This window comes from Serratia sp. C2(1) (genome assembly GCF_036352655.1).
Classification (GTDB): domain Bacteria; phylum Pseudomonadota; class Gammaproteobacteria; order Enterobacterales; family Enterobacteriaceae; genus Serratia; species Serratia inhibens.
On sequence record NZ_JAZFBA010000005.1, the window covers coordinates 294,145 to 306,660 of the forward strand.

10 protein-coding genes are annotated in these 12,516 nt (G+C 55.6%); 8 read left to right on the plus strand and 2 right to left on the minus strand.

What is annotated here, in order from left to right:
* The first annotated feature begins 41 nt into the window (after positions 1 to 41).
* From pepE to fre, 3 genes are all read left to right on the plus strand, one after another.
* On the plus strand, positions 42 to 767 hold the full coding sequence (gene pepE, locus V2S86_RS22590) for a dipeptidase PepE (RefSeq protein ID WP_330764220.1): 726 nt from the start codon (positions 42 to 44) through the stop codon (positions 765 to 767).
* Between the two features lie 88 nt (positions 768 to 855).
* Positions 856 to 2,352: a 4-hydroxy-3-polyprenylbenzoate decarboxylase gene (gene ubiD, locus V2S86_RS22595; RefSeq protein ID WP_330764221.1), complete on the plus strand. Its 1,497-nt coding sequence runs from the start codon at positions 856 to 858 to the stop codon at positions 2,350 to 2,352.
* 50 nt (positions 2,353 to 2,402) lie between these two features.
* Positions 2,403 to 3,104: an NAD(P)H-flavin reductase gene (fre, locus tag V2S86_RS22600; protein ID WP_330764222.1), complete on the plus strand. Its 702-nt coding sequence runs from the start codon at positions 2,403 to 2,405 to the stop codon at positions 3,102 to 3,104.
* Between the two features lie 172 nt (positions 3,105 to 3,276).
* Here fre and fadA read toward each other — a convergent pair whose 3' ends face one another.
* Together fadA and fadB are read right to left on the minus strand one after the other, a co-directional pair.
* Positions 3,277 to 4,440: an acetyl-CoA C-acyltransferase FadA gene (gene fadA / locus V2S86_RS22605; RefSeq protein WP_330764223.1), complete on the minus strand. Its 1,164-nt coding sequence runs from the start codon at positions 4,438 to 4,440 to the stop codon at positions 3,277 to 3,279.
* A gap of 10 nt (positions 4,441 to 4,450) precedes the next feature.
* Positions 4,451 to 6,640, minus strand: a complete 2,190-nt coding sequence (fadB, locus tag V2S86_RS22610; protein WP_330764224.1) for a fatty acid oxidation complex subunit alpha FadB — start codon at positions 6,638 to 6,640, stop codon at positions 4,451 to 4,453.
* 233 nt (positions 6,641 to 6,873) lie between these two features.
* Between fadB and V2S86_RS22615 the strand changes: the two genes are divergently transcribed.
* From V2S86_RS22615 to hemG, 5 genes are all read left to right on the plus strand, one after another.
* A complete protein-coding gene (locus tag V2S86_RS22615; protein ID WP_330764225.1) occupies positions 6,874 to 8,070 on the plus strand; it encodes an MFS transporter in 1,197 nt (398 codons plus the stop codon).
* A gap of 113 nt (positions 8,071 to 8,183) precedes the next feature.
* Positions 8,184 to 9,515: a Xaa-Pro dipeptidase gene (pepQ, locus tag V2S86_RS22620; RefSeq protein ID WP_330764226.1), complete on the plus strand. Its 1,332-nt coding sequence runs from the start codon at positions 8,184 to 8,186 to the stop codon at positions 9,513 to 9,515.
* The gene (locus tag V2S86_RS22625; protein ID WP_330764227.1) at positions 9,515 to 10,129 is read left to right on the plus strand and encodes an IMPACT family protein; all 615 of its coding nucleotides are present in this window, start codon (positions 9,515 to 9,517) and stop codon (positions 10,127 to 10,129) included. Before pepQ ends, V2S86_RS22625 begins: the two co-directional genes overlap by 1 nt.
* Before the next feature lie 34 nt (positions 10,130 to 10,163).
* Complete coding sequence (gene trkH / locus V2S86_RS22630) at positions 10,164 to 11,615, plus strand: Trk system potassium transporter TrkH (protein WP_330764228.1); 1,452 nt, start codon at positions 10,164 to 10,166, stop codon at positions 11,613 to 11,615.
* Positions 11,616 to 11,637: 22 nt separating this feature from the next.
* Positions 11,638 to 12,171 carry a menaquinone-dependent protoporphyrinogen IX dehydrogenase gene (gene hemG, locus V2S86_RS22635; RefSeq protein ID WP_330764229.1) on the plus strand — a complete coding sequence of 178 codons (534 nt, stop codon included), beginning with the start codon at positions 11,638 to 11,640 and terminating at the stop codon, positions 12,169 to 12,171.
* Positions 12,172 to 12,516: the final 345 nt, after the last annotated feature.

Here is a 12,516-nt window from a genome sequence, read left to right on the forward strand (position 1 = left end):
TGGATGTGACGCTATTCATCATTTTTGATTGAGAGGAAGACATGGAGTTATTTCTGTTAAGCAACGGTAAGCTGTCCGGCGAGGATGAATTGTTGGGTTATGCCAAGAGCCGGCTGCTGGCGATGATCGCGCGTCACGGGATTACGTCCGCCGTATTCGTCCCTTATGCCCTGATCCGCAGTGACTACGATCAACGTGCGCAGGAACTGGCGCAGACCTTGGGCATTCAGGTGACCAGCGTTCATCACGCCGACTCTCCGGCGGCGGCGATTGATCGGGCACAATGCATTTTGGTCAGCGGCGGCAATACCTGGATGTTGAACCAGATGCTGCATGAAAAGGGCCTCATCGTCCCGATCCAGCGAGCGGTTCGTGAACGCGGCGTACCCTATGTCGGTTGGAGCGCCGGCTGCAACGTCGCTACGCCAAGTATTCGGACCACTAATGATATGCCGGTGCGCAACAGCGTAGTGCTGCCGGCATTGGGCTTGTTCCCGGTGCAGATTAACCCGCATTATATCGATGCGCATATCAGCGGCCACATGGGTGAAACTCGCGATGAACGCTTGGCGGAGTTCTGCGCAGTCAATCCGAGCGAATCGGTTGTGGCGCTGCGCGAGGGCAGCCTGCTGCACGTTGAGGGCAATGACTTGCGCTACTTCAGTGCCAGAGATCAAGGCTTCAAGGTATTCCGCCACGGCGTGGAGACCCAGGAGTATGACAATACGCAGGCGTTACGCCCGCTGGTGCCATTCACGTGCCACTGAGAACCGGCGATGCCTTTACCGGTGTTTAACAAAAGTGCAGCAACAACCGTAAAGAGGGCTTATAATGCCCTTCTCACTGGCCGTTATAATGATCAGCATGAAATACCGTGACTTACGCGATTTCCTCTCGTTGCTGGAAAAGAGAGGGGAACTAAAACGCATCAGCCAGCCGATTGATCCCTATCTGGAAATGACAGAAATTGCCGATCGTACTCTACGTGCGGGCGGCCCGGCGTTGCTGTTCGAAAACCCGAAAGGGTATGACATGCCGGTGCTGTGCAATCTGTTTGGCACGGCCGATCGCGTAGCGATGGGCATGGGCCAGGAGGATGTGAGCTCATTGCGTGAGGTCGGCAAGCTGCTGGCGTTCCTCAAAGAGCCGGAGCCGCCGAAGGGGTTCCGCGATCTGTTCGACAAGCTGCCGAAGTTCAAGCAAGTGCTGAATATGCCGACCAAGGTACTGGGCTCCGCGCCTTGCCAGGAGCAGGTATGGCAGGGCGATGACGTTGATCTCGGCCGTATTCCGGTGATGCATTGCTGGCCTGAAGACGCCGCACCGCTCATCACCTGGGGGCTGACCGTTACCCGCGGGCCGCAAAAAGAGCGGCAGAATTTGGGCATTTACCGTCAGCAGGTGCTTGGCAAGAATAAAGTGATCATGCGTTGGCTGTCGCACCGCGGCGGCGCGTTGGATTATCAGGAATGGTGCCAGGCGCACCCCGGCGAACGTTTCCCGGTTGCCGTTGCACTGGGTGCGGATCCCGCCACTATCCTCGGCGCTGTCACGCCGGTGCCGGACAACCTGTCGGAGTATGCCTTTGCCGGGCTGTTGCGTGGCAACAAAACCGAAGTGGTCAAGTGCATCTCCTGCGATCTGGAAGTGCCCGCCAGTGCGGAAATCGTGTTGGAAGGCTACATTGAGCCGGGTGAAATGGCGCCAGAAGGCCCGTATGGCGATCACACCGGTTACTACAACGAGATCGACAGCTTCCCGGTATTTACCGTCACTCACATCACCCAGCGTCGCGATGCAATTTATCACTCGACCTACACCGGCCGTCCGCCGGATGAGCCGGCGGTATTGGGTGTGGCGCTGAACGAAGTGTTTGTTCCCATCTTGCAAAAGCAGTTCCCGGAAATCGTAGATTTCTACCTGCCTCCAGAAGGTTGCTCTTACCGCCTGGCGGTGGTGACTATCAAGAAACAGTATGCCGGTCATGCCAAGCGCGTGATGATGGGCGTCTGGTCGTTCCTGCGTCAGTTTATGTACACCAAGTTTGTTATCGTCTGTGACGATGACATTAATGCGCGTGACTGGAATGATGTGATTTGGGCGATCACCACCAGAATGGATCCGGCAAGGGATACCGTGATGGTAGAGAACACGCCGATCGATTATCTGGACTTCGCCTCCCCGGTTTCCGGATTGGGATCGAAGATGGGGCTGGATGCCACCAATAAATGGCCGGGTGAAACCCCGCGCGAATGGGGCCGTCCAATTCAGATGGATGAAAAGGTGCGTGCGCGCGTCGATGAAATCTGGGATGAGCTCGGAATTTTCAGTGACAGAGAACCGACGCTATAGCGTCAGGCTCCGTTCTCAGTTTTGCATTGATGACCCGACAGAGGGAACGCATGACAATATTGAGCTGTAAAGTGACCTCCGTAGAGGCCATTACCGATACGGTTTATCGGGTACGTTTGGTGCCAGAGGCACCGTTTTCTTTCAAGGCAGGACAGTATCTGATGGTGGTGATGGATGATCGCGACAAGCGACCTTTCTCGCTGGCATCGACGCCTTCACAGCAAGAATATATCGAGCTGCATATCGGCGCTTCGGAGCTGAATCTGTACGCTATGGCGGTGATGGATCGCATTCTGAAAGAGCAGGCGATTACCGTCGATATGCCGCACGGCGATGCCTGGCTACGAGAAGAAGGCAGCCGTCCGTTGGTGTTGATCGCCGGCGGTACCGGTTTCTCCTATGCGCGCTCAATTCTGCTTACCGCGCTGGAACAACAGCCGGACCGCGATATCTCTATCTATTGGGGCGGGCGTGAGCTGAAACACCTGTATGATTTGAGTGAGCTGGAAGCGCTGTCGTTGCAGCACCCGAACCTGAAGGTGATCCCGGTGGTCGAACAGCCGGAAGAGGCGTGGCGTGGCCGCAGCGGCACGGTGCTCAGTGCGGTATTGCAGGATTTCGGCACGCTGGCGGATCACGATATTTATATTGCCGGCCGGTTCGAGATGGCAAAAATTGCCCGCGAACGTTTTTGCGTTGAACGCGGTGCGCAGGAAGCGCATATGTTTGGCGACGCCTTCTCGTTCATCTGAGGCGTAAGGTTGGCATAAAGTGGGGTGGCCGGTGGCTGCCCTTTTTTATTGGAGCGCCTGTAGATTTCAGGCATAAAAAAACCCGCCCCTGACAGGCGGGAAGTACGGCAACTAAACTTGTCGGGATGCTGCGGTTTGAATGAGTTACGCAGTCACCCCAAGATAGACACAGCTAAACGCGTTCAAATACGGTGGCAATCCCCTGACCCAGGCCGATACACATGGTCGCCAGACCAAATTGCACGTCACGGCGTTCCATATTGTTCAACAGCGTGGTGGAGATACGTGAGCCCGAGCAGCCCAGCGGGTGGCCCAAGGCAATGGCGCCGCCGTTCAGGTTAACTTTGTCGTCGAGGCTGTCCAACAGCCCCAGATCCTTGATGCAGGGCAGCGACTGGGCGGCAAAGGCTTCATTCAATTCAAACAGATCGATGTCCTGCACGCTCAGGCCGGCGCGTTTCAGCGCCAGTTTGCTGGCCGGTACCGGGCCATAACCCATAATGGATGGGTCGCAACCGACTACCGCCATAGAACGGATCCTGGCGCGGGCTTTCAGACCGAGCGCTTTGGCGCGTGACTCGCTCATCAGCAACATGGCGGATGCGCCATCGGATAAGGCCGAAGAAGTGCCGGCGGTTACAGTGCCATTGACCGGATCGAACGCCGGACGCAGCGCCGCCAGGCTGGCAACGGTGGTTTCCGGGCGAATGACTTCGTCGTAGTCATAACGGGTCAGCACGCCATCGGCGTCATGGCCGGTGGTGGGGATGATTTCGTTCTTGAAGTAACCGGCCAGAGTGGCTGCATGCGCACGTTGGTGCGAGCGTGCCGCGAATTCATCCTGCATCTGGCGGCTGATATTGTGCATCTTGGCCAGCATTTCGGCGGTCAGGCCCATCATGCCGGCGGCTTTCGCTACGCTGCGGCTCAGACCAGGGTGGAAATCCACGCCGTGGTTCATCGGCACATGGCCCATATGCTCAACGCCGCCAATCAGGCTGACCTGCGCATCGCCGACCATAATGGCGCGTGCTGCGTCGTGCAGTGCCTGCATGGATGAACCACATAGGCGGTTGACGGTAACGGCCGGCACGCTATGCGGGATCTCGGCCAGCAGCGAGGCGTTGCGGGCGATGTTAAAACCCTGCTCTAGCGTTTGTTGCACGCAACCCCAGTAAATGTCGTCAATTTCGGCCGCGTCCAGAGCCGGGTTACGGCTCAGCACGGCACGCATCAGGTGAGCGGAAAGATCTTCAGCGCGTACCTGACGGAAGGCACCGCCTTTTGAGCGGCCCATCGGCGTGCGTACGGCATCAACAATAACTACGTTTTCCATCTTTATGACCTCATGCCGGTTGGCCAGTAGCGATATCGGACAACGGCGTCGCCACCGGGTAGTAGCTTTCATTACGTTCAGCTTTGGCGCGCAGGCCGGCAGGCACTTGATACAGAGCGCCAAGATGCGCGTAACGCTGGGCCAGTTCGACATAGTTGGCGGTGCCAAGGGTATCCAGGTAACGGAATGCCCCACCGTGGAACGGAGGGAACCCAATGCCGTAAACCAGTGCCATATCGGCTTCTGCCGGGCTGGCGATGATGTTCTCTTCCAGGCAGCGCACCACTTCGTTGATCATCGGGATCATCATTCGGGCGATAATTTCTTCGTCGCTGATGGTCTGGCGCGGCTGGGAGACTGCGGCCAACAGCGCATCGGTCTGCTCATCGTTGTCTTTACGCGGCTTGCCTTTGTTGTCCTGGCTGTAACGGTAGAAGCCCAACTGGTTTTTCTGACCAAAGCGCTGGTTGTCGAACATCACGTCGATGGCGTCGCGATAATCTTTGCCCATACGTTCCGGGAAACCGGCAGCCATCACCGCCTGGGCATGGTGCGCGGTATCGATCCCCACCACGTCGAGCAGGTAAGCCGGGCCCATTGGCCAGCCAAACTGTTTTTCCATCACCTTATCGATTTGGCGGAAATCCGCTCCATCGCGCAATAGCATGCTAAAGCCGGCAAAATAGGGGAACAGCACACGGTTGACGAAGAACCCCGGGCAATCATTAACCACGATCGGCGTTTTGCCCATGCGCGTGGCGTAGGCCACCACGGCGGCGATGGTGCCGTCGCTGGTCTGCTCGCCGCGGATGATTTCCACCAGTGGCATGCGATGCACCGGGTTAAAGAAGTGCATGCCGCAGAAGTTTTGCGGGCGTTTCAGCGATTTCGCCAGGTGATTGATTGGAATAGTCGAGGTATTGGATGCCAGGACGGTATCTTCACCGATCAAGCCTTCCACCTCGGACAGCACAGCCGCTTTAATCTTCGGATTCTCGACGACGGCTTCAACGATCACTTGCGCGCGTTCGATACCGGCATAATCCAGCGTCGGTTGAATGGTCGACAGCACCTGCGCCATCTTCAGGCCATCCAGCTTGCCGCGCTCCAGCTGTTTGTTCAGCAGCTTGGCGGCTTCATTCATGCCGAGCGTCAGGGATTTGTCGCTGATGTCTTTCATTATTACCGGCACGCCTTTCAGCGCGGACTGGTAAGCGATGCCGCCACCCATAATACCTGCGCCCAGTACCGCAGCCTGCTTCGGCGCTTCCACGTTTTTGGCCAGCTTTTTCGCCTGGCTTTTCACAAACTGATCGTTGAGGAAGATACCGACCAGTGCGCGCGCTTCTTTGGAACGGGCCAAAGGCACAAAGCTGGCGGTTTCCAGTTTCAATGCTTCATCGCGGCCCAACTTGGCGGCGGCTTCGATGGTTTTCACCGCGGTCATCGGCGCTGGATAATGTTTGCCTGCGGTTTGCAGCACCATGCCTTTGGCGGTGGTGAAGCTCATGGCCGCTTCGATTGGACTGAGTTTCAACGGGTCGAGCTTCGGTTGACGGTAGGCGCGCCAGTCCAACTGGCCATCAATAGCCTGCTGCAGCATTTTCAGCGCGGCTTCTACCAGTTTTTCCGGTGCAACCACTGCATCCACCAAACCGATCTTCAACGCGTCTTTGGCGCTGACGTCTTTACCTGCGGCGATGATCTCCAGCGCGCTGTCGTTACCCAGCAGGCGTGGCAAGCGAACTGAACCGCCGAAGCCCGGCATAATGCCCAGCTTGGTTTCCGGCAGGCCAATGCGCGCATCAGGCGAAGCGACCCTGAAGTCGGTTGCCAGAATACATTCGCAGCCGCCGCCGAGCGCATAACCGTTAATGGCCGAAATGGTCGGGACCGGCAAATCTTCCAACCGGTTAAAGGTCGCGTTGGCAAAGGCCAGCCATTGGTGCAGCTTTTCAGCCGGGGCAGCGAACAGCGAAAGGAATTCGGTGATATCGGCACCGACAATAAATGCGGCCTTACTGGAACGCACCAGCAGCCCTTTCAGCTCAGTCTGTTTTTCCAGCACGTCGAGCGCTTCGCCCAGGCTGGCAACGGTGCGGGTGTCCAGCTTGTTTATCGAACCTGGGGCATTGAACACCAGCTCGGCGATGCCGTTATCGAGCCAGTGCAGTTGTAATGTTTCGCCTTGGTAGAGCATGTCTATCTCCTGAATCAGCGTTTGATCTGGTATGACCAGATGATGAGGAGTGTGGTTTTTATGTTAACAATATGCAAACCAGAGATTGCGTTTTTGCAAAGCGGATCACATGACATTGAGTTATAATATTGATTTAACAATAAATTATATTTTAGACGTTCTTGTCATTTGCCGGGGGCCAAAAGGCCCAATACACTTGCCCGAGATAGAGCGCTATCCACGCAGGGGGCAGGATGAGTAAAGCGATATGTGTAAAACAGAATGGTTTATGGAGCGTTCCTGCCAGAACCATGACGCTGGCCTGTCTGCTGGTCTTTATGGCGCAGATGGCGACAACGGTATATTTGCCTTCTTTGCCGACGGTGATGCAGGAACTGGCGATGACGCGCCGCGCCACTGAGCTTTCCATATCCCTATTCGTGATTGGTGCCGCACTGCCGGTGTTGTTCTGGGGGGCCGCGGCCGATCGTTTTGGCCGCCGCCTGCCGCTGACGCTTTCTCTGGCGTTGTTTATCGGTTGCAGCGCGCTGTTGGCGTTTTGTAACAATGGCATCCAACTGTTGGTGTTGCGCGCCTTGCAGGGCGTTGCTGCCGGTGGCGCGGCGATCATCGCGCGCATTATTGTGTGCGACAACTGGAGCGGGAATGAGCTGGCGCGGCGTCTCTCGGTGCTGTCGATAGCCTTCATCACTGCACTGGGCGGCGGGCAGTTTATTGGCGGGCTGCTCAGCCAGTATTCGCACTGGCAAATGGGTTTCGTGTTGATGGGGCTGACCGGGCTGGCAATCTTGTTGTTAATGGCGACGTTGCCGTTGGAGGTGGGCCGGGCGGTAGGACAACGTCCTGCAATGGCGGCTATCTATTGGAGTATCCTGCGTCGTCCGGGTTTTTTCTGGCCAGCCTGCGTTGGCGGGGTGGGATTTGCTGTTACGGTAACCTTGCAGGAGGTTAGCCCGTTCGTGATGCAGCAGGGCTTTGGCCTCAACGTTACCGCCTTTGGTGCTCTGGGACTGGTGATCGGCGTGGCTTACTTTACCGGCGCTATGGCGGTGAACCGCACGGTGGCCCGTTTGGGCGGCAAACGGCTGATGCAGGTGGGGACGAGCATAGTCGCATTGGCGACCGCTGCGATCATGCTGTTGTGGTGGAGCGGCATGCTGGTGGGCGTTTCCGGCATGACGATATTCATCACCTTGTATTGCCTGACGATTTTTGGCCAGGCAATACTGTTCCCGAATAGCATGGCGATAGCCGTCAGCGATGCTGAAGAGCAGGGTGCTTATGCCATGGCGCTATGCGGTTTTCTGCAGCAATGCCTGGCGGGCGCCGCTGCTGCCGGTGCTGTCTTGCTGGAGCATCATGGTCTGTGGACGGCGGCAATTGCGCTGCTTGGTTTTTTGGGGTGGTTGATTGTTCAGCGGCGAATGTAACGACGTTTACGCTGATTTGCGAACTGCTCCGCATGCCGGAACTGATGGGGTTGGTGCGCCAGAGCGGTGTGCTAAGATGGCGCATTCCGTTTTAAGGGTATAAGGGTATTGTGATGGAAACGCTGGCTTCATTGTATAACGACCACCTGGCAGAGTTGCAAAAGCGGGCGCGCGAAGTATTGGCGCGCAACAAGCTGGACGCTCTGTTGATTCACTCCGGGGAACTGCAACGGGTTTTTCTGGACGACCATAGTTATCCGTTCAAAGTGAATGCGCACTTCAAGGCTTGGGTGCCCGTCACATCGGTACCGAATTGCTGGTTGTGGGTGGATGGCGTTAACAAACCGAGGCTGTGGTTCTATTCGCCGGTTGATTATTGGCACAGCGTTGAGCCGCTGCCGGACAGCTTCTGGACCAAGTCCATCGAACTGTTGCCGCTGGCAAATGCGGATGATATCGCTCAGCAGCTTCCAGCCCAGCGTGAGCGCGTGGGGTATATCGGTTATGGGCAGCAACGCGCCCGCGATCTCGGCATCCCAGCGGAAAACGTGAATCCGAAAGCGGTGCTGAACTACCTGGATTTCCATCGCTCAATCAAAACCGGTTACGAGCAGGCCTGCATGCGCGAAGCGCAAAAGACTGCCGTTATGGGACACCGTGCGGCCCATGAGGCCTTCCTGTCCGGCATGAGCGGGTTCGATATCAATTTGGCCTACCTCACTGCTACAGGTCACCGCGATACCGATGTACCTTATGACAACATTGTTGCGCTGAATGAACATGCGGCGGTGCTGCATTACACCAAGCTTGACCATCAGCAGCCAGCCGAAGCGCTGAGTTTCCTGATTGATGCCGGTGCGGAATACAACGGTTATGCCGCCGATTTAACGCGTACCTACGCAGGCCAGAGCGGCAGTGATTTCGCGCAGCTGGTGGCGGATCTCAATACCGAAATGTTGGCGCTGGTGGGCACTATCAAGACGGGTGTGCGTTACACCGACTACCATGTGCAGATGCATCAACGTATCGCCAAACTGCTCAAGAACCACAAACTGGTGAACGATATCAGCGAAGAAGCCATGGTGGAGCAGGGGATCACCACGCCATTCCTGCCACACGGCCTTGGTCATCCTCTGGGCTTGCAGGTGCACGATGCCGCCGGCTTTATGCAGGACGAACAAGGTACGCATCTGGCAGCGCCGTCCAAATATCCCTTCCTGCGCTGTACCCGGGTGTTACAGCCAGGCATGGTGCTGACTATAGAACCTGGCCTGTATTTTATTGAGTCATTGTTGGCGCCATGGCGTAACGGTGAGTTCAGCAAGCACTTTGCCTGGGATCGCATTGATGCGCTGAAACCTTATGGTGGTATGCGCATTGAAGACAATATCGTGATCCACGAGAAGCGTATCGAGAACATGACGCGCGATCTGAACCTGGCCTGATGCAGCCTTATCCGATCCCTGCGGGTGCCGTCAGCGTCAGCGAGGAGATAAAGAAGAGCCGTTTTATCACTCTGTTGGCGCCGACTTGCGGGGCCGATGCGGCAAAGGCGTTTATTCAACAGGTTCGTGATGAACATCCGGCGGCAAGGCATCATTGCTGGGCCTTTGTCGCCGGGTCGCCGAATGATTCACAGCAGTTGGGTTTCTCCGACGACGGTGAGCCTTCCGGTACAGCGGGCAAACCGATCCTCGCACAGCTGATGGGCAGCGGCATAGGGGAAATCACCGCCGTAGTGGTACGTTACTACGGGGGTATCAAGTTGGGCACAGGCGGCCTGGTGAGAGCTTATGGCAGTGGTGTGCAGCAGGCGCTAAAGCAATTAATTGTTGGCTACAAGATTCCGCAGGCCGAATATACTTTGCAATGTGACTATGCGCAGCTGGCGCTGGTCGAGAATTTGTTACAGCAAACTGAAGGGCGGATTGTTCAGGGGGAATATGGTGCCTGCGTCATGTTGCACCTGACCTTACCGGTAACCTGTGTCGAGGTATTTGGGAATAAATTACGTGATCTCAGTCGCGGTAATTTGCAATTAACCCCCATTTCGCAATAATTCCCCCAACTGAATTGCTAAGGATCGTGCTGAAATGCATTTTCGCGCCATAACCCGTATCGTAGGTTTGCTGGTCATCTTATTCTCCGGGACGATGTTTATTCCTGGTCTGGTGGCATTGATATATCGCGATGGGGCGGGCAGGGCTTTCAGCCAGACCTTCTTTGTGGCGGTGACGATTGGCCTGATGTTGTGGTGGCCTAACCGTAAACAAAAGCATGAGTTGAAGCCGCGGGAAGGTTTCCTGATTGTGGTGCTGTTTTGGACGGTGTTGGGCAGCGTGGGGGCACTCCCGTTTTTATTCTCGGAGCGGCCCAATCTGTCGCTTACTGATGCTTTCTTTGAATCTTTTTCCGGCTTGACTACTACCGGCGCGACGACGCTGGTCGGGTTGGATTCGTTGCCCAAAGCCATTTTGTTCTACCGGCAGATGTTGCAGTGGATGGGGGGGATGGGGATTATCGTGTTGGCGGTAGCGATACTGCCGATTCTGGGCGTCGGCGGCATGCAGCTCTACCGCGCGGAAATGCCCGGCCCGTTGAAAGATAACAAAATGCGCCCGCGCATCGCCGAAACGGCCAAAACCTTGTGGCTGATCTATGTTCTGTTGACGATTGCCTGTGCGCTGGCGTTGTGGGGCGCGGGCATGTCAGTCTTTGACGCTATCGGCCACAGCTTCTCGACCATCGCCATCGGCGGTTTCTCTACCCACGATGCCAGTATCGGTTATTACGCCAGCCCGACCATCAATACCATCATTGCTATTTTCCTGCTGATTTCTGGTTGTAACTACGGTTTGCACTTTGCCTTGCTGAGTGGTCGCAACCTGAAAGTGTACTGGCGCGATCCTGAGTTTCGCATGTTCATTGCCGTGCAGTTCATGCTGGTAGTGGTGTGTACTGCGGTGCTGTGGGGGCATGGCGTCTATAAAACCGGCATGGAGACGCTTAATCAGGCGTTCTTCCAGGTGGTGTCGATGGCGACGACGGCGGGTTTTACCACTGACAGTATTTCCAAGTGGCCGTTATTCCTGCCCATGTTGCTGTTGTGCTCTGCTTTTATTGGCGGCTGCGCAGGTTCGACCGGCGGTGGTTTGAAGGTTATCCGCATTCTGTTGTTGTATCTGCAGGGGTCGCGTGAGCTGAAAAGACTGGTGCATCCCAATGCGGTTTATACCATTAAGCTGGGTAATCGTGCGTTGCCGGAAAGGATCCTGGAGGCTGTGTGGGGATTTTTCTCAGCGTATGCCCTGGTATTTATCGTCAGCATGTTGGCGATTATCGCCACCGGCGTTGATGATTTCTCCGCTTTTGCTGCTGTAACGGCAACGCTGAATAATCTCGGGCCGGGGTTGGGCGTGGTAGCGGATAACTTTACGACTATGCCTGCGCCGGCGAAGTGGATTCTGGTACTGACCATGCTGTTCGGACGACTGGAAGTCTTTACACTGCTGGTTCTGTTTACGCCAACGTTCTGGCGTGAATAATCCTGTTAGAAGGAGTAACGCCGTGAAGGCACTGATTCTTTATTCGAGCCGTGATGGGCAAACGCGTTCTATTGCTTCTTATATAGCAAGTAAATTGCAGGATACATTGCACTGCGACGTGATTGACTTGCTGCAGGCGGACAGTGTCGAACTCAGTGAGTATCAACAGGTGTTGATAGGCGCTTCGGTGCGTTACGGCCATTTCCATCCGGCGCTGGAAAAATTCGTTAAGCGCCATACCGAACAATTGAACCGGATGCCGAGTGCATTCTTTGCCGTCAACCTGACAGCCCGCAAACCAGACAAACGTTCCCCGCAGACCAATGCCTATACTCGCAAGTTCCTGCTTTCCTCTCCGTGGCAGCCAAAACAGTGCGTGGTGTTCGCCGGCGCGCTGCGCTACCCACGTTATCGTTGGTTCGATCGCGTCATGATTCAATTTATTATGCGTATGACGGGAGGGGAAACCGATACCAGTAAAGAAGTGGAGTACACCGATTGGCAGCAGGTGGACCGTTTTGCCCAGGAGTTTGGCCAAATCCAGTATGAAAAGTGACTGAGATGCTGGCTTGTGCAGCGTTTTGCCGAAAAAATCCGCGCTTGAAAAGTTTTTTGCATTTAGGGGTTGCGGCCTCCTGAGAACTCCCTATAATGCGCCTCCACTGACCGGGAACAACGACTGACAAGTCGCCGGGTCAGGAAGAGAAAAGCAAAATAAATGCTTGACTCTTCGGGTGAAAAGCGTAATATACGCCACCTCGAGATAGCAAGCTGCGGCGGCTAACTCACTGCTCTTTAACAATTTATCAGACAATCTGTGTGGGCACTCCACAAGACGATATCCAGTACCTTCGGGTACGAAAAAATATCAAGTCTTGAAGAGTGACTACTGAAGTAAAAT